Raw genomic sequence first — 16737 nt, 5'->3', positions numbered from 1 at the left:
CACAGCCTTTATATGCGCTGTTGGATAATGAGGGTGAGCTATTGGTTCCTACAAGCGGAGCGGTATACGACATTGAGAAGTATATAGCCTTCCTGCAATCGGGAATCGATGCATTCAAAGCAAAATAACCATACTTTTAATACAAAAATAACAACATGTAAAAACAAATGTTGTTATTTTTGTATTGTTATTTTCGATGCATCTAACAATTATTTTGCACTTGAAAATAAATTTATCTAGGTTTGGAGATATGAGTGAAATTAAGAATATAGCTGTTTTAACCTCAGGAGGAGACTCTCCTGGAATGAATGCTGCGATACGTGCTGTAGTTCGGGCAGGTATATACCACGGTGCCAATATGTTTGGTGTACGCCGTGGATATGATGGATTAGTTAATGGAGAGATTATAGCAATGGATGCTAAATCTGTTGCTAATATTATCCAACGAGGCGGAACAATCCTAAAAACAGCTCGAAGTGATGAGTTTAGAACAATCGAAGGACGTAAAAAAGCCTACGAGAACATAAAAAATTTAGGCATTAATGCACTTGTTGTTATTGGAGGGGACGGTACATTTACGGGGGCTTCTAAATTTATTGAAGAGTTTGATATTCCCATTGTAGGTATACCCGGTACAATTGATAACGATCTTGCAGGAACAGATTTCACAATAGGCTATGATACCGCTATCAATACAGTAGTAGACGCTGTCGACAAGATCAGAGATACCGCCGAATCACACGACAGATTATTTGTCGTCGAAGTAATGGGCCGTGATTCAGGGCTTATTGCTGTCCGTTCAGGCATCAGTACGGGAGCTGAGGCAGTGCTTATCCCTGAGCTAGAGGTAGACTACCAGGCGATCATGAAACGTTTGGATCAAACCCGAAAAAACAAATCTTCCCGAATTATCATCGTTGCCGAAGGCGATAATGAGGGAGGTCTCGTTGTAGCGGAAAAGATTAAAGAGAGTTTTCCGCATTACGATGTCCGTGTTTCTATCCTGGGACATATACAACGTGGAGGAAAGCCGTCATGCATGGACCGTGTACTTGCCAGCCGACTTGGGGTAGCATCCGTAGAAGGCTTGCTGGAAGGAAGAAGAGGCGAAATGGCCGGGTTAATATGTGGTCAAGTGCAATTTACACCTTTTGATAAAGCAATCAAGCATATTGATAAAATCAACGACAACCTCTTACGGATCGTAGAAATATTATCTTTGTAAAAAAACAAAGCCTGTATAAAACTTCTACAGGCTTTGTTTTTTATGAGGCAACTAACTCAAAAATAGTTATTTCGGGCAGTATCCCAACCCTTCCAGGATAGCCCAAAAAGCCATATCCTGTATTAACATAGAGCTTTTGGTGATTTTCTTCATACATGCCTGCCCATTCTTTATAAATATATTTTGCTGGACTCCATTGGAAATGCTCACCACGAACGCCGAACTGCATACCGTGCGTATGCCCTGCAAACATAACATCAATATCTGTATCTAACACTTGCGCCCGCCAATGTGAGGGATCGTGCGATAATAACAACTTAACAGCTTTGTCCTCTGTGCCAATAAGTGCTTTATTTAAATCTCCCTTTTTTGGGAATCTGCCAGTTCCCCAATTTTGAACGCCAACTATAGAGATTTCTCCATTACCGACTTTTAATGTCCGATTCTCATCCATAAGAAGATCCCACCCCATTACCTTGTGGGTATCGATTACGTCTTTTAGGTTCTTACGTTTTGCAGCGCTATCTTCTTTTCCATAATAATAATCTCCATAATCATGATTTCCCAAAGTAGAATACACTCCAAAATCTGCATGTAGCTTTGAAAAAATATCTTGATAATCTCTCATTTCGGAAGCTACATTATTAACGAGATCACCTGTAAAGAAGATCGCATCTGGCTTTTCACCCAAAAGCATCTCTATACCTCCCAAGACAGCCTTCTTATTATAAAAAGACCCAGAGTGAACATCGGATATCTGTGCAATTTTAAAACCATGGAAGGATTTGGGAAGGTTGGGTAACACTAACTTTTGCCGCCTGACACGATAATCATAGGAACTTGAGAGCACCCCCCAAGCAAGCGGAAACATAGGTAACGAAGCCACTACAAGCCCTGATTTCAGTAAAAAATCGGATCGACTAATCCCATTTTTCGGTTGCTCAGGAAGAGGTTTTTCCAGCTCTTCAACCCTTTCTTCTATCGATTTCCCAACTTTTGGCGAAAAAAGTCGGGAAACCCACACACCACCACGTCTTAAGTCGTCAATTAGCAAAACAATAACGTATATAAATTTGCTAACTGCTGTCATGAAAAAAAGCACCAAAATAATGGAGCGGTACATCAAGGGGATATTAAACTTGAAAGCTATAAACACCCCCGCCAATAAACTTAAGGAATAGGCCCACCAAATTACCGTAAACCATTTCTTTCGAGCGAAACTTATCTTTGTTGCTCTAAGAGCAAAAAAGATATAGAAATCTAAGAAAAATAAGAAAATAGAGTTGAAGATCAACATAGTTTTATCAATTTGAGAGTACCAATCGCTTTAGCGAAGCGATCCATCTCGGATTATCATTTAAGCTTTCCACCATCACTACTTCCTCTCCACCTAATGCTTTAAATTCATCCGCATATTCAACCTGGATCTCATCTAATGTTTCAATACAGTCAGCTACAAATGCAGGACTAAATACCAATAATTTTTTGACTCCCTTTTGCGCCAAATCATGTAACACATCGGACGTATAAGGCTGTATCCACGGCGTCTTACCTAATCGGGATTGAAAACAAACTGTGAATCGATCCGATGACAATCCTAGTTTAGAAGAAATAGCACGTGTCGTTGCATAGCATTGTGAAAGATAGCAAAAAGTATTAAGCTCTGTTCGACAGCTGTCACAACCCGTATCTGGACATTTCAATTCACCGGTAGGATCCACCTTTCCTAATTGACGAACGGGTAAGCCGTGATAACTAAACAAAATATGATCAAATTCATCTATATTATGTTTTTTACCATTCTCCGCAAACACCGTCACCATATCTTCATCTTCACAGTAGCTATTTACAAAAGAAACATTCGGAAAATATTGCCATTTTCGCATAATTTCCATCACTTTCTCTATGACTGAGCCTGTAGTAGCCGATGCGTACTGCGGAAATAGGGGCACTACTTTTATAGATTCCAACAGCATTCCTTCCATCTTTTTTAATGCAGACGCTATAGAAGGATTTTGATATCTCATCGCAAGTTCGACGTGATACTCCTCTCCTAACTCTACTTGCAGCATTTCCTTTTGTAGCAAGCTGTAATACATCAGTGGGGATCCTGTATCCTCGTCCCAAATCGTCTTATAGGTTGCTGCAGAATTAGCGGCGCGCTTTGGTACGATAACACCTTTCACCAATAGTGACCGACTGAAATAAGGAACATCTATTACACGTCCATCCATCAAGAACTCATTGAGATATCTTCTTACGTCAGTAGTCTCAGGCGAATCGGGGGTACCCAATTGCACCAACAAGACTCCTTTTTTAGCTTGTTTGTCCATTAGTACAAAATTATACAAAAAAATAGATTATGCCCGTGAGGCACATTTAATATGAAAATTGTATGACCCAGTTACAATGATTCGAGGGCAACTTTAATTTCCTTCATCAACCACATAGGTGTGGAAGTAGCGCCGCAGATTCCTATCGTTTCGCCTTCATTAAACAACGTCAAATCTAATTCTTCTACCTCAGATATAAAATAAGAGTTGGGATTTGCTGCCTTACAAACGTCATAAAGAACTTTCCCATTAGAAGATTTCTTTCCTGAAACAAACACCACGCGATCATATTGCTTTGCAAAATCACCTAAATCTTCATAACGGTTAGACACCTGCCTGCAGATAGTGTCGTTTGCTTTCACTTCATAGCCCCTATTTATGAGTTCCTTTTTTATGGCATAAAACTTATCAACACTTTTGGTAGTTTGGCTATACAAGGTGAAAGACTGGGGCAATTCTATATTATCCAGCTCATCAATATCCTGAAATACCAGCGCCTCATTATTAGTTTGACCTTGAAGGCCTATTACTTCAGCATGCCCATGCTTACCAAAGATCAAAATTTTCTCAGAATCGTCATAAGAGGTTTTTATCCTATTCTGAAGCTTTAGCACGACAGGACAAGAAGCGTCGATAAGCGTGATATTATTCTCCAAGGCAATACGGTAGGTTTCAGGGGCTTCGCCATGAGCACGAATCAAAACCTTTTCATTCTGCAAGTCAGGAAGTGCGTCATGACTAATAATACGTAATCCTTTAGCTTTTAAGCGAGCCACCTCCTCATCATTGTGGACAATATCTCCTAGACAATAAAGATACCCCTCTTCTTCTAGTATTTCTTCGGCCATATCAATAGCATACACTACACCGAAGCAAAATCCTGAATCCTTATCAATCGTAACCTGCAGATTTTTTGACATACTACAAAGTTAAATAACTTTTAGATAAGTGAGAAGGAATCTTTTATCGCCAATCTTGAATCTTTTATCATTATTCTTTTATCTTTGCAAAAAAATTATAATACAATGGCAACAAACAGAACATTTACGATGATCAAGCCAGATGCAGTAGCAAATGGGCATATCGGAGCTATTTTAAATGACATTATTGCAGGTGGCTTCAAAATCGTCGCAATGAAATACATTAGCCTTACAAAAGAAACAGCAGGCGAGTTTTACGCGGTTCATAAAGCACGTCCTTTTTACGGGGAATTGGTAGACTTCATGTCTTCTGGCCCTATCGTAGCTGCAATCCTTGAAAAGGATAACGCAATTGAAGACTTCCGTACATTGATCGGAGCAACAAACCCAGCGGAAGCCGCTGAAGGCACAATCCGTAATAAATATGCTAAATCTATCGATGCTAACGCAATTCACGGTTCTGACTCGGACGAGAATGCAGCGATTGAAGGCAGTTTCTTCTTTTCGCAATTCGAAAGATTTTAAGCTAATCTAAATATTTAAAAAGCTCCTAAAACCATGGTTTTAGGAGCTTTTTAATTTGACTAAAAGGCTCGTTTGCTAAGGTATTCGTTTTCTTTGGCAGTCATCAATTCCTTATCCGCTTTCTTTTTATCATGATAACCACATAGGTGCATCACCCCATGGATAATAACACGATGCAACTCGTCTCTTTCTGAAACCTTAAACTTAGAAGAGTTGTCTCTAATCCTATCAATAGAGATAAATACATCGCCTGCTATTACCTCCTCCTCCTCGGACGAATCAAATGTTACAATATCGGTATAGGTATCATGATTAAGATATTGCTTGTTGATATCGAGAAGATATTCATCCGAACAAAATATAAAATTCAATTCACTCACTCTCTTAAAGCCTTCTCCTTGAATGGCAAGATTAATCCATTCACGGATCTTCGCTTTTTCCTTCAACATATAATCCGTGTCTTCCGAAAAAAAAGCTATATTCCTTAATGCCATAATTAGTATTTTTGCGTATTCATATAAGTCTGCAATATAAGCGTTGCAGATATCGTATCTACAAGACCTTTTTCTTTTCTTTTGTGTTTTTTTATCCCACTTTGCGCAATAGCTTGAGAAGCTATTTTTGAGGTAAATCTTTCGTCAACATGGACTATTGATATTCCAGGGTACTCCCGCTGCAATTTACGGACAAAACCAACGACATGCTGCGCAGATTCCGAATCGGTTCCATCCGTCTGCAGGGGTTTACCCACGACAAATGTCTCCACTTGCTCATGTTGCAGGTAGTTCTTTAAAAAATCCCAGATTTTCTCCGGATGAACTGTATCCAATGCCGTAGCAATGATCTTTAGAGGGTCAGAAACTGCAATTCCAATCCGCTTAGTCCCATAATCAAATGCCATTAACCGCATAATCTTCTTTTTTCACAAAGGTACAATTCCATTTCGAGGATAACATCCATCTATTTAAAAACAAATAAGATTTGTCTAATTGAAAAAAAGTGTAGATTTAATTCTATTTTCAAGGTAGCATGAAATTAAAAAATAGTTACACTGTCATCTCGTACTTCTTGCTTGCAGCGAGCACTCCCACACTTGCTCAGGTAAAGGTAATGTCAACAATGGAAAAGAGCACAATGAAACACACTAAAAACGAAGGCTTTAACAAACATGAAAAAGAGATCATTCTTTTCGGCGACCAACACAGCAAGTTACATGTCTATCAAACAACCGATGAATCGGAGTTTAAAGTTTTGAAAAACCTATCATTAGATATCTATTACGCTGACCCCTTATTACCTATCTTAAAGGCACGCATGCTTCTCACTGTGCAAGATCCCACACATCCCGGTGTAGGAATCGCTGCTCCCCAAATTGGCATCAACAGGAATATAATATGGGTACAACGGTTTGATAAAAATGATGAGCCTTTTGAATTCTATATTAATCCAAAAATAACTTGGAAGTCGCAACTTATTCGCCTAGGAACCGAGGGTTGCCTTTCTATTCCAGACCGAAAAGAAAGTATACATCGCAGCTATGCAATCCGAATCCAATACCAAGATAAAGAAGGTCAAGTTATAGAAGAGAATATTGAAGGATTTACAGCCGTAATATTCCAACACGAAATTGACCACCTAAACGGAATTCTATATCCCGACCGTCTTGAAGAGCAGTCGTCTGTTGGGTATGTTGAATTGAACGAAAAAATCCCATTCTCTCTTCAGATCCAAGGAAAAACTATATTACCGTAAGACAGAAAAAGTTAACGGGCAACCAACTTTATTTCAAATAACTTAGACCACAACTTACCCGTTACAAACAATCGTTTCGTCTGATGGTCATAAGCTATTCCATTTAATTCATTGTCTACCGGTTGGCGATTTTCATCATACATACCTACCAAATTGATCCTTCCCTCGACAGCCCCCGTTTTAGGATCAATGATTACAATAACTTCCTGACCGTAAACATTTGCATACACTTTCCCATCAATAAACTCCAATTCGTTAAGATTGTCCACGGCTCCATTTTCATCGTACACAGCTATAGATGCTTCCTCTGTCCCTGTCTTCGCATTTAAGAAATACAAACGATTAGTTCCATCAGATTTGATCATTCTTTGTCCGTCATAGGTCAATCCCCACCCCTCTTTGCTATTACTATAGTTAAAAGATCCTACCTGGGCAAAATTATCCTTATTATAAATCAGCGCTATATTTTCCTGCCAGGTCAACAGTACGATTTTACCATCTACGATTGTCATCCCCTCTGCAAAATACTTATCATCCAATTTAACAGACTTCAAAACCTTCCCGGTCTGAAGTTCAACCTTTCTCAATTGAGATTTTTCATATCTACCTGAAGATTCATACATGACACCATCGTGATACTGTAATCCTTGGGTAAAAGACTCGGAGTCGTGCGGAAAAGTGTTAACCACCTCAAATCCGTAATTCTTTGCGTTGGCGGGTACCACCATCACATTGCTATAGGCAATATCTTCCTTTCCTTCAACATAAACTTTCGCAGACAGCGAACGGTCCCCTAGACCGTACTGTTTTGTATCAAATGATATAGAAGCTGTATCTCTTTTTGTTTCAATCACATTGCCATCGATCGAATACACAACAGAATCTATCGTCGCATTTGGAAAATTCAGGGTCAATTTCACTTGTTCTCCATAGGCGATCCGTTTTCCCGAATCCGGGCTAATAAATTCTAATTTACCTTTTTGCGTTTTACAACCTATTACTGTAGCCAGCATTGCTACACACATTAGAGCGACTGATTTTTTCTTCATCGGGATGTTTTTAATTTTTACGGCCTACTTATTTAGACTATTCGTTCCAAAAGGCATCTTTAATCAATTCAATCTTTCCAGATTTCAGGTATACAGCGATAATATCAAATCGTATCTCTCCCTGAAAACTATTTATTTTTATATAAGCTTCAGCCAGTTTGACCAAATTTCTTTTTTTCTTCCAATTCACAAATTCCACCGGCTCGCCAAATGCCGTATTTGTACGGCTCTTCACCTCTATAAAGACCAGCGTATCCCCATCCATAGCTATTATATCCACCTCCCAATACCGGTATCTCCAGTTGGTATACAAAACTATATATCCAGCTTTAAGGATATAATCGACTCCGAGCTGCTCCCCATATCGACCCGATGATAGATGCTGCGCCATATACTTAGACAAGCTTTATGTAAACTTAGAGAAAAAGCTTTATATTCACCGCCTTGATCAGTAAAAAACAACATTTATTTCACGATCGTATTACCCAATAGATTACCGAGCAATTGTTCTCCCTCTTTCAGCTTTTGGTACTTATGCAACGCGATCTCCATATCCTGCGCATTAAGCGGCTGCTTGAGTTCCTCTCTTATCTTATGCATTTCAGAAGCAAACTTTCTTTTCTTAATTCGGTATATAGCTTGAATCACCAATTCCTTCAGATGCTCTATCTCCCTAGTCACATATATTTTCCGCTTATCGTCATTCCAGTTAGCACTAATTTCATACCGTGTAGCGATACTATCGATGGCTAGTTTAGCTACGTCCTCATTCTCGTGAGCGAAGAAAAAACGAGCTTCTGGCACTTCAAAAGCCTCCGCTTGCTTTCTAAATTCATCTACGATCACAGCACTGGGTCGATCTTCAAAAGTCAGATCATCTATGCTTCCCAGCAGATAAGGAGCGACAGGAATATCACCATTACCTTCCCAACTGACCAGCTCACGACCATAATTCAGCAAAATCCGAACAATCTCCCGTTCCTGTAATATCTCTGCAGTAATCGGCTGCGACACCGAGTCAGTACCCAATCCACTTTCACCCCTTTCATCTTCGGTCATGAAAAAATCAGGTGGAGGCATATCCCCTTCTGGCCCCACAAAAACGGGAGCTGACGGCATCTTACCTCCGCCTTTTTTATCTTGTGCTTTTGCACGGGTGAGGCGGATTTTATTCAGCTCGGATAATAAGATTCGTTCTTCGATATCTAACAACGAACTACACTGACGGATGAAAACGGAAACCTTGATTTCATCCGGAATCAAAGCAATACTCTCGACCACTTCCCGAATCACCTCAGCTCGCTTTATCGGATCATCCTTAGCGTCTTTAAGTAGAATATGGGTCTTATAAAAAATAAAATCCTCTTGGTGTGCCGCGATATATTCTATAAAAGCATTAGATCCCACCTCTTTAATATAAGAGTCTGGATCATTCCCATCAGGAAAAAGCAAAACCTTCACATTCAGACCTTCTTCGAGCAACATATCTGTTCCTCGGAGTGAAGCTTTAATACCTGCCGCATCTCCATCATACAGAATTACCACGTTCTTAGTAAAACGTGAAATAAGCTTAATCTGTCCCGAAGTAAGCGATGTCCCCGAGGAGGACACTACATTCTCAACTCCAGCCTGATGCATCGCTATGACATCAGCATACCCTTCGACCAGATAACACAGATCAGCATCCATTATGGCCTTCTTAGCATGATTTAGACCATATAAGACATCAGACTTATGGTATATTTCACTTTCTGGAGAGTTAACATATTTAGGCACCGATTTCTCGGTCTTCAATGTACGTCCACCAAAACCGATAATTCTCCCGGTCAGATTATGTATAGGAAAAATCACTCTTCCCCGAAACCGATCATACAGACTTTTATCATCTCTTTCTATGGCTAAGCCAATCTCGGCAATATACGCTTCCTGGAATCCATCTTTTTTTGCAGCATCTACCAAAGCTGTCCATTGATCTGGCGAATATCCCAAATCAAACTTTTTGATAATATCGTCCCGATAGCCCCTTTCCTTAAAATAAGATAATCCAATCGATTTTCCCAGATCTGTCTCCCAGATCTGTTGCTTGAAAAACTTCCCGGCCCACTGGCTCAATACATACAAGGACTCCCGCTTATCCTGAGCAGCCATCTGTGCCGGACTACGCTCTACCTCCTCGATCTCAATGCTATATTTACTGGCTAAGTAACGAATTGCCTCTGGATACGAAAATTTCTCCAGTTCCATCACAAACTTGAGCGAATCTCCTCCAGCACCACAGCCAAAGCATTTATAGATTCCCTTAGCTACCGAAACATGAAATGACGGTGTCTTTTCATTATGAAAAGGACAATTACCAATAAGTGATGTACCCCTCTTTTTGAGATCGACAAATTCACCTACGACCTCTTCGATACGAGCCGTATCCAGTACCTTATCAATTGTTTCTTTCGTAATCAACTATGCCCCCTAACTTTTTAACTCCAATTCCTACAACCGCTCCTTTGGCACCTCATTCAGAAACAGATATACCAATCCTCCAAATACAGGAATAATTATGATCCCCACACTCCACAACAATTTGTCTACTTTGCCCATACGCGGATTTACCATACATCTGTAGAACGCAAACAAGGGCACTAGAACAATCAATGCTCCAAATGCATAGGTAAAAAACTGTTGTATATCCATACTCAATTATAAAATGCCTTCAGATCAAAATTAAAAATTAAAAATCAAAATTCCCCACATTCGAGCTGAAGAGAGTTAGATAAAGTTAAGAAGTTATATTGCGTTAAGAACGATAAATTAGCTATTTTTGCATTACAAAATTTGATTGTCAATGGCTATTACCATAAAAAAAATATGCTGCATCGGTGCTGGTTATGTAGGAGGTCCTACCATGTCGGTCATCGCCCAGCAATGTCCAGATATTCAGATCACACTGGTAGACATGAATGCAGAACGAATTGCAGCATGGAATAATCCGGATTTGGAGCAGCTCCCTATATACGAGCCTGGTCTTTCAGCCATTGTCGCCGAGTCCCGAGGGCGTAACCTTTTTTTCTCTACGGATGTTGAAAAGGCTATCGACGAAGCAGACATGATTTTCATCTCTGTAAATACACCGACCAAAAACTATGGTAAAGGCAAAGGTATGGCCGCCGATCTTAAATACATCGAATTATGCGCCCGTCAGATTGCCGATGTCGCGACTTCCGATAAAATTGTAGTCGAAAAGTCAACACTTCCTGTTCGCACTGCTGCAGCTTTAAAAAGCATCTTGCACAATACCAACTCAGGAGTAAACTTTCACATTCTTTCGAATCCTGAATTTTTGGCCGAAGGCACAGCGGTACAGGATCTCCTCCAACCGGATCGTGTCCTCATCGGAGGAGAAGACCAAGACGCTATCCAAGCATTGGTCGATGTCTACGCAAGATGGGTAGACCGCGACAAGATCTTGACGACCAACCTCTGGTCTTCGGAGCTATCCAAGCTCACGGCCAATGCCTTCCTAGCGCAACGCGTATCTTCGATAAACTCGATCTCCGAACTCTGTGAAAAAACAGGTGCTGATGTTCAAGAGGTTGCCAAAGCCATAGGAATGGATTCTCGCATAGGGTCTAAATTTCTAAAAGCTTCTGTAGGATTTGGAGGATCTTGCTTTCAAAAAGACATCCTTAACTTAGTTTACATCGCTCGCTCTTACAACCTGCATGAAGTCGCAGATTACTGGGACCAGGTGATCCGAATGAATGACCATCAAAAACAGCGCTTCGCAGACAACATCATTCAGACATTATACAACACCGTGAATGGAAAAAAAATTGCTATTCTAGGTTGGGCATTTAAAAAAGATACCAATGACACCCGTGAATCTGCAGCGATATATGTTACCGATCATCTTCTAAACGAACAAGCCAGTATTAGTGTATACGATCCTAAGGTGCCAGCAGAAAAGGTGTTTATTGATTTAGAATATTTAAACAGCCGTCCAGCTATAGAGACACAATCTTTAGTCGTGGTTAATGACGACCCATACGAAGCCTGTAAAAGTGCGCATGCTATTGCTATTCTTACCGAATGGGACGAATTCAAATCGTACGACTGGCAACGGATCAAGCAAAGCATGAAAAGCCCTTCCTTCATATTTGATGGACGTAAGCTCCTTAATAGAGAAGAGTTAGAAAAGTTAGGCTTTATTTACTATGGCATAGGCGAATAATAAGATTATTCGTCCATAGTAGCTTGAAATTGTTCAAGCAGCTGTGCTACTTCAACTATTTTATTAACTTTCAGCTTTTTATACACATTTTTAGTATGTGTCTCGACGGTCGCTACAGAAATAAAAAGCTTTGTAGCGGCTTCTTTTTTGGTAAGCCCAGAAACCAATAGATGGATCACTTCCCTTTCTCTCACTGTCAGCTTAAGCAATTCCGAAAAGACAGAAGGATCTTTTTCTAACAACCTTTCTTCCATAACCGTAATCCCTATTTTAGCCTGTCCCTGTTTGTTCCAAATTACCGTTTTTGTACTTCCCACAGTATCTTTCCAAATATTCTGATAGTTTTTAAGCTTATACCTCAAGTTCAAATACCCTCCTTTATTTTTTCGGAAAAAGGAAATAGATTCTACCAGCGTATGATATGTCGACGTATGTATAGTTGTCAAGTAATACAAATAGTCCATTCCCTTCAATTTATTTTCCCGAAACCCATAAAACGAACGCATCTTATCATTAATATACAATGGTTTAAATGCCTCCACATCATGGACAGTGATTAGAAATGACGATTGGTTTAACACATTAATAAATTTATCATCATATATCATACTCAAATACATACAATCCAGAAACAACATTTCTTTTTCGATACGTTGCAGTTCTGTTTCTAATATTGGAAATGGATTCATGCTAATTTGGTTAATGTGGTTTTTTCATAATACCCACCCAAAAATAACAAATTTGAGCATAGGCGAAGAATAAAATAGCTATAAACAATTTACTTCACAAAAAAATAGCAAAACGTTAATATCCTAAATTTCAATTCGCTTGATCTGAGAACACAATTAAATTGGATATAAAAATGAATTTATGTAGATTTAAGACTATGAACCAATAGGAGTCCTAATGAAGCATATTATTTTCGTTGACGCCGCCAACATAGGACTCTTTTATTTTAGAGCCTTTATCTTCGAAAACAATCACGAGGAAGTCTGTTTCGGTATTTTTTTGGACGATCACACCTCACCTCTAATCTGGTTTGAGCAGACAAAAAAAGATTCTGTTGCTCTACACATCGATTTTAATCTAGCCCAATTGATCGGCGACAACAGTCAATCAGACAAAAAACAAAGATCTAGAAATTTTAAAGAGTTCATGCAATTTGTCAAAGACAGCGAACATATTGCATCAAAGATGGTATTCCGTGGTAAGCAAATCGAATTCCTTAGTAAAAGTCTGGATCTTGCCGATATAAAGAAAAATTACATCAAATAAAACTGATTAAACCCTATGTCTTAATTTACCTTTCAATTGGACTCCAATTTGGTAGCAATTAAGTGACATTTTCAATCGCATAAAATTTAGTATCTTTAACTAAATAGCGCACACATACATAATAAACTGAAAAACAAAAAGTTATTTTTCAACAATCATATATTGGCACAGCGTCATGGGAGATAATCAACAAAGATACGTTTACGACACCTTAAGTGAAGCCGTTAATGACTTACAAAAACGAGGATACACACACGATTTTTTGATTCCGGAAGATAAGGAATGCATCTATTGCATCGAAAAGTCTTTAGAGTTATCTCCCGACGATTTCAAAATTGAGGAAATCTACCGTTTTGAAGGAATGACAGATCCAGGGGATGAGAGTATTGTATTTGCCATAGCATCCGAAGAATATGACATTAAAGGACTGGTAATAAATAGCTTTGGAGCAGACTTTGGCTATCGCTCCTCTAAAATCGTCGAATACCTTTATCGGAGATCAAGACAATAGACCTGAACTAAAAGCAACGAGATAATACACTACATATCAAAAAGCTTACATCATCTGCAGTTAAACTTTTGAATAAAAAATTGGTACAGAAAAAAGAAATTGGACAAAAGGTCACATTGGTAGACATAGCCAAAGCAAATAATTGCTCTGTTTCTACCGTTTCAAGAGCCCTCAGTGATAGCCATGAAATTGGCGAAAAGACAAAAAAACGCATTGTTGAATATGCAAATAAACACAATTATATTTTCAACAACCTTGCTAAAACGCTAAAAAGAGGCAAGAGCAACCTCATTGGCGTTGTCGTTGGAAATTCAGGGAACTCATTTTTTTCAGCTTTGCTAGAAGGCATACACCAAGGTGCTAGAGAATCAAGCTATTCTATTATTGTGATGCAGAGTAACGATAATCCGGGCGAAGAAAAAAAATGTATAACAACATTAGTGTCTATAGGTGTAGATGCTCTTATTATATCGCCAATAGGCAATAGCGATAACATCGAATATCTCCAAAAGCTCCATATCAATAGATGCATGGTTATCGCTGTAGACCGAATAAACAACAGATTACAGACCATTAAAATCGGCAGTAAAAATTATGAAGGAGCCTACCTAGCAACCAAACAACTCATCGAAATGGGTCGTGATCGGATAGCCCACATAACACTGAATGCCAAAGGAGTATCTCAAGAAAGATTCAATGGATTTAAGGAATGTCTCAAAAATCACAATATTAAGATCAATGATAAATACATCCAAAAAATCCAGGTAAATAATAACGACGAGCTCTATGCAGAACTAGAAAAATGTATCAGTACACTTTGGAAAATAAGAAGTAGACCAAACGCTATTTTTTGTGCGATGGACAATATTACAAACAATATCTACGACATTCTCCGCGACAAGAAAATCAGTGTGCCAAAAGACGTTATCATTGCCGGTTTTTCAAACATGGAATACTTATCAAACTTTAAGAATCCCATAATACGTATCGAACAAAATGCATTCGATATAGGAAAAGAAGCAATACAAACTGCATTTGAATACCTGAATAACCAGGGTCTTCCATTATCTAAACGCATTGAGTTCAACGTAAAACTGATTCAATAGCATTAAAAACTTTGATAGTTATCTTAATAAAAGGTTAAATTCACTCGATCCTTGTTTCATTCATAAACAAAGAAAAACGTAAGACACTGGTTAGATCTGACGATATATTATTTGATCTTCTTCAAAATCCGCTCTAAAGTATCTGATACCCGATTAGCATCCTCCTCTTTATTGATATCTAGACCACAAAACAAACTCCCGTTTACAGTAGCATGCATAGACAAGTAATAAACACCTCCTATCAATAACGCCAACAAAGGTTGTACGTCATCTTTGAAACTTTCCTTTTCGATAATCTTCTGCAATAAACTATTCCCAACCTCATCTCTTTCATCAGCAAGGGCAGAGAGGACTTCATTTTTTTCGCTAAGCTCCCAGATTAAGAGTTGTGTTAATAATTTATTGTTTTTCATCTCGGCAAATTGATTGAGCAATACCTCAACTACAGCTTGCTTATCAAGCTTTTCAGGGATCTCTGCATAGGCCTTAGAAAACCAAAAATCCTTACTCCGAAGAAATGCATTAAAAAGACCTTTTAAATCTCCGAAATGAAAATAGATTAACTTTTTGTCAACTCCAGATACCCTACTGATGTTTTCAACTTTCAACGCAATAAATCCTTCATTTGACAGAATATCTTCTACCGCTTGAAGTAATTTTCGCTTAGTTGATTCCGATTGAAGCGTTTTCTTATTTACTTTCATATTATAAATATACTACTAAATATCTTTTTATCAACACCTTTTGAACTCTCAGCCCGTTTCACGCCCCCAAAAGAGGGAATTCTCCGTATAACTAAGAACTGAAAAACAAAGCACGTTTAAACATCATTTTCATAAGAGGTCAAATCCATTATTTGGACTATTTATTTATTATATTTAGGATAATATAATTCAATTATAGTGTAATTTTTTGACAATACTACATTTCATAAATTTTCAAAAAAATAATTATCATACGGTCAAAAAAATATACTTTGCAACAACATATGCTACTTTTTAGCCTATCACAACAGCCTAATCCTATTTCCGATTACGAAAGAATCTTATAACAACTCGGTCAATGATCCCATAGTCCATCCTTTCAAAAAACAGCCCCGAAGCTAGCATCTCAGGGTTATACAAACCCTTTTAATCTAGACTATGAAATCCTATATTATTGAACATTTGAAGCCAACAGATCGGCTTTATTATTTACCAGAAATGAAAAAATCTAATTTTGGTGATTTACAATAGAACCCCTATTTTTATCGCAAACAAAATCATCCAATATGATTAAAATAGTAACGGCTCAATTAGAAGATATACCTATTATACAATCCATAGCAGCAGAAGCTTGGCCTGTAGCCTTTAGCGACATTCTGTCTGCAGAACAGATTACCTATATGATGGAAATGATGTATTCAACAACAGCTCTTGAAGAACAAATAACCACAGGTAATCATTCATTTTTAATCGCTAAAGAAGAGGACAAAAATATAGGGTATCTGTCCTTCGAGCTAAACTATAAAAACCAACAAAAGACAAAAATTCACAAAATTTATCTTTTGCCCGATACACAGGGAAAAGGAGTTGGCCGACAACTATTTGATGAGGTATCTAGAATAGCACTTATTAACACTAACCGTACCTTATCGCTTAACGTAAACCGGGACAATACGGCTGTAAATTTCTATCAAAAAATAGGCTTTGAAATTGTGGGTCAAGAAGATATTTCTATTGGTAATGGATTTCTGATGGAAGATTATATTATGGAACGTCAACTGCATTAACATATTAGGCTACATTTCCTTCGATAAAAAAGCCTGTCCCCACAC

General features: G+C 38.4%; 19 protein-coding genes. 8 read left to right on the top strand and 11 right to left on the bottom strand.

What is annotated here, in order from left to right; all coding sequences use genetic code 11:
- The first annotated feature begins 250 nt into the window (after positions 1–250).
- A complete protein-coding gene (gene pfkA, locus G7B20_RS12780) occupies positions 251–1225 on the top strand; it encodes a 6-phosphofructokinase (RefSeq protein WP_164111792.1) in 975 nt (324 codons plus the stop codon).
- A 40-nt stretch (positions 1226–1265) separates the two neighbouring features.
- Here the strand turns inward: pfkA and G7B20_RS12775 are convergent, their stop codons facing one another.
- The 3 genes from G7B20_RS12775 to G7B20_RS12765 form a co-directional block, all read right to left on the bottom strand.
- Positions 1266–2522, bottom strand: coding sequence for a metallophosphoesterase (locus tag G7B20_RS12775; protein WP_164111791.1), 1257 nt, complete (start codon positions 2520–2522; stop codon positions 1266–1268).
- Positions 2523–2529: 7 nt separating this feature from the next.
- Positions 2530–3558 (bottom strand): ferrochelatase, encoded by a 1029-nt coding sequence (hemH, locus tag G7B20_RS12770; protein WP_164111790.1) that lies wholly within the window; start codon positions 3556–3558, stop codon positions 2530–2532.
- Between the two features lie 71 nt (positions 3559–3629).
- A complete protein-coding gene (locus G7B20_RS12765) occupies positions 3630–4478 on the bottom strand; it encodes a 4-hydroxy-3-methylbut-2-enyl diphosphate reductase (protein ID WP_164111789.1) in 849 nt (282 codons plus the stop codon).
- A 105-nt stretch (positions 4479–4583) separates the two neighbouring features.
- Between G7B20_RS12765 and G7B20_RS12760 the strand changes: the two genes are divergently transcribed.
- Complete coding sequence (locus tag G7B20_RS12760; RefSeq protein WP_164111788.1) at positions 4584–5003, top strand: nucleoside-diphosphate kinase; 420 nt, start codon at positions 4584–4586, stop codon at positions 5001–5003.
- Between the two features lie 59 nt (positions 5004–5062).
- On the opposite strand, the gene ybeY is transcribed toward G7B20_RS12760, so the two are convergent.
- Positions 5063–5497: an rRNA maturation RNase YbeY gene (ybeY, locus tag G7B20_RS12755; RefSeq protein WP_164111787.1), complete on the bottom strand. Its 435-nt coding sequence runs from the start codon at positions 5495–5497 to the stop codon at positions 5063–5065.
- 2 nt (positions 5498–5499) lie between these two features.
- On the bottom strand, positions 5500–5913 hold the full coding sequence (gene ruvX / locus G7B20_RS12750; RefSeq protein ID WP_164111786.1) for a Holliday junction resolvase RuvX: 414 nt from the start codon (positions 5911–5913) through the stop codon (positions 5500–5502).
- A 119-nt stretch (positions 5914–6032) separates the two neighbouring features.
- Here ruvX and def point away from each other — a divergent pair, with 119 nt between their 5' ends.
- Positions 6033–6755, top strand: coding sequence for a peptide deformylase (gene def, locus G7B20_RS12745; protein WP_205600273.1), 723 nt, complete (start codon positions 6033–6035; stop codon positions 6753–6755).
- Positions 6756–6766: 11 nt separating this feature from the next.
- On the opposite strand, the gene G7B20_RS12740 is transcribed toward def, so the two are convergent.
- The 4 genes from G7B20_RS12740 to G7B20_RS12725 form a co-directional block, all read right to left on the bottom strand.
- Entirely contained in the window at positions 6767–7804 is a 1038-nt protein-coding gene (locus G7B20_RS12740) for a glutaminyl-peptide cyclotransferase (RefSeq protein WP_164111785.1), read from the bottom strand.
- A gap of 37 nt (positions 7805–7841) precedes the next feature.
- A complete protein-coding gene (locus G7B20_RS12735) occupies positions 7842–8195 on the bottom strand; it encodes a YraN family protein (protein WP_164111784.1) in 354 nt (117 codons plus the stop codon).
- A 74-nt stretch (positions 8196–8269) separates the two neighbouring features.
- Complete coding sequence (gene dnaG, locus G7B20_RS12730; protein ID WP_164111783.1) at positions 8270–10261, bottom strand: DNA primase; 1992 nt, start codon at positions 10259–10261, stop codon at positions 8270–8272.
- A 30-nt stretch (positions 10262–10291) separates the two neighbouring features.
- The gene (locus tag G7B20_RS12725; protein WP_164111782.1) at positions 10292–10492 is read right to left on the bottom strand and encodes a PLDc N-terminal domain-containing protein; all 201 of its coding nucleotides are present in this window, start codon (positions 10490–10492) and stop codon (positions 10292–10294) included.
- Between the two features lie 151 nt (positions 10493–10643).
- On the opposite strand from G7B20_RS12725, the gene G7B20_RS12720 reads away from it, so the two are divergent.
- Positions 10644–12029, top strand: a complete 1386-nt coding sequence (locus tag G7B20_RS12720; protein WP_205600274.1) for a nucleotide sugar dehydrogenase — start codon at positions 10644–10646, stop codon at positions 12027–12029.
- 5 nt (positions 12030–12034) lie between these two features.
- Here G7B20_RS12720 and G7B20_RS19685 read toward each other — a convergent pair whose 3' ends face one another.
- Positions 12035–12718 carry a helix-turn-helix transcriptional regulator gene (locus tag G7B20_RS19685; protein WP_317164279.1) on the bottom strand — a complete coding sequence of 228 codons (684 nt, stop codon included), beginning with the start codon at positions 12716–12718 and terminating at the stop codon, positions 12035–12037.
- 217 nt (positions 12719–12935) lie between these two features.
- Between G7B20_RS19685 and G7B20_RS12710 the strand changes: the two genes are divergently transcribed.
- The 3 genes from G7B20_RS12710 to G7B20_RS12700 all read left to right on the top strand — a co-directional run bounded on the left by G7B20_RS12710 (position 12936) and on the right by G7B20_RS12700 (position 14921).
- On the top strand, positions 12936–13304 hold the full coding sequence (locus tag G7B20_RS12710; protein ID WP_164111781.1) for a hypothetical protein: 369 nt from the start codon (positions 12936–12938) through the stop codon (positions 13302–13304).
- Positions 13305–13479: 175 nt separating this feature from the next.
- A complete protein-coding gene (locus G7B20_RS12705; protein WP_164111780.1) occupies positions 13480–13815 on the top strand; it encodes a phosphoribosylpyrophosphate synthetase in 336 nt (111 codons plus the stop codon).
- A 68-nt stretch (positions 13816–13883) separates the two neighbouring features.
- The gene (locus tag G7B20_RS12700; RefSeq protein WP_164111779.1) at positions 13884–14921 is read left to right on the top strand and encodes a LacI family DNA-binding transcriptional regulator; all 1038 of its coding nucleotides are present in this window, start codon (positions 13884–13886) and stop codon (positions 14919–14921) included.
- Positions 14922–15028: 107 nt separating this feature from the next.
- Here the strand turns inward: G7B20_RS12700 and G7B20_RS12695 are convergent, their stop codons facing one another.
- Complete coding sequence (locus G7B20_RS12695; protein ID WP_164111778.1) at positions 15029–15625, bottom strand: TetR/AcrR family transcriptional regulator; 597 nt, start codon at positions 15623–15625, stop codon at positions 15029–15031.
- Positions 15626–16191: 566 nt separating this feature from the next.
- Between G7B20_RS12695 and G7B20_RS12690 the strand changes: the two genes are divergently transcribed.
- The gene (locus tag G7B20_RS12690) at positions 16192–16692 is read left to right on the top strand and encodes a GNAT family N-acetyltransferase (protein ID WP_205600275.1); all 501 of its coding nucleotides are present in this window, start codon (positions 16192–16194) and stop codon (positions 16690–16692) included.
- Positions 16693–16737 lie beyond the last annotated feature (45 nt).

Origin of the sequence: Sphingobacterium sp. xlx-96, assembly GCF_011007365.1 — a bacterium.
In the GTDB taxonomy this organism is placed as follows: domain Bacteria; phylum Bacteroidota; class Bacteroidia; order Sphingobacteriales; family Sphingobacteriaceae; genus Sphingobacterium; species Sphingobacterium luzhongxinii.
The sequence above is the reverse complement of the archived record's forward strand: the minus strand, read 5'-3'. Positions and strand labels throughout refer to the sequence as shown.

Excerpts from the sequence above, each read along its gene's own strand:
- G7B20_RS12710 (WP_164111781.1), top strand. The coding sequence starts at position 12,936 with ATGAAGCATATTATTTTCGTTGACGCCGCCAACATAGGACTCTTTTAT.
- G7B20_RS12720 (WP_205600274.1), top strand. The coding sequence starts at position 10,644 with ATGGCTATTACCATAAAAAAAATATGCTGCATCGGTGCTGGTTATGTA.
- G7B20_RS12760 (WP_164111788.1), top strand. The coding sequence starts at position 4,584 with ATGGCAACAAACAGAACATTTACGATGATCAAGCCAGATGCAGTAGCA.
- G7B20_RS12765 (WP_164111789.1), bottom strand. The coding sequence starts at position 4,478 with ATGTCAAAAAATCTGCAGGTTACGATTGATAAGGATTCAGGATTTTGC.
- G7B20_RS12690 (WP_205600275.1), top strand. The coding sequence starts at position 16,192 with ATGATTAAAATAGTAACGGCTCAATTAGAAGATATACCTATTATACAA.
- ybeY (WP_164111787.1), bottom strand. The coding sequence starts at position 5,497 with ATGGCATTAAGGAATATAGCTTTTTTTTCGGAAGACACGGATTATATG.
- hemH (WP_164111790.1), bottom strand. The coding sequence starts at position 3,558 with ATGGACAAACAAGCTAAAAAAGGAGTCTTGTTGGTGCAATTGGGTACC.
- G7B20_RS19685 (WP_317164279.1), bottom strand. The coding sequence starts at position 12,718 with ATGAATCCATTTCCAATATTAGAAACAGAACTGCAACGTATCGAAAAA.
- G7B20_RS12705 (WP_164111780.1), top strand. The coding sequence starts at position 13,480 with ATGGGAGATAATCAACAAAGATACGTTTACGACACCTTAAGTGAAGCC.
- G7B20_RS12725 (WP_164111782.1), bottom strand. The coding sequence starts at position 10,492 with ATGGATATACAACAGTTTTTTACCTATGCATTTGGAGCATTGATTGTT.
- G7B20_RS12740 (WP_164111785.1), bottom strand. The coding sequence starts at position 7,804 with ATGAAGAAAAAATCAGTCGCTCTAATGTGTGTAGCAATGCTGGCTACA.
- G7B20_RS12695 (WP_164111778.1), bottom strand. The coding sequence starts at position 15,625 with ATGAAAGTAAATAAGAAAACGCTTCAATCGGAATCAACTAAGCGAAAA.
- G7B20_RS12735 (WP_164111784.1), bottom strand. The coding sequence starts at position 8,195 with ATGGCGCAGCATCTATCATCGGGTCGATATGGGGAGCAGCTCGGAGTC.
- pfkA (WP_164111792.1), top strand. The coding sequence starts at position 251 with ATGAGTGAAATTAAGAATATAGCTGTTTTAACCTCAGGAGGAGACTCT.
- G7B20_RS12775 (WP_164111791.1), bottom strand. The coding sequence starts at position 2,522 with ATGTTGATCTTCAACTCTATTTTCTTATTTTTCTTAGATTTCTATATC.
- ruvX (WP_164111786.1), bottom strand. The coding sequence starts at position 5,913 with ATGCGGTTAATGGCATTTGATTATGGGACTAAGCGGATTGGAATTGCA.
- def (WP_205600273.1), top strand. The coding sequence starts at position 6,033 with ATGAAATTAAAAAATAGTTACACTGTCATCTCGTACTTCTTGCTTGCA.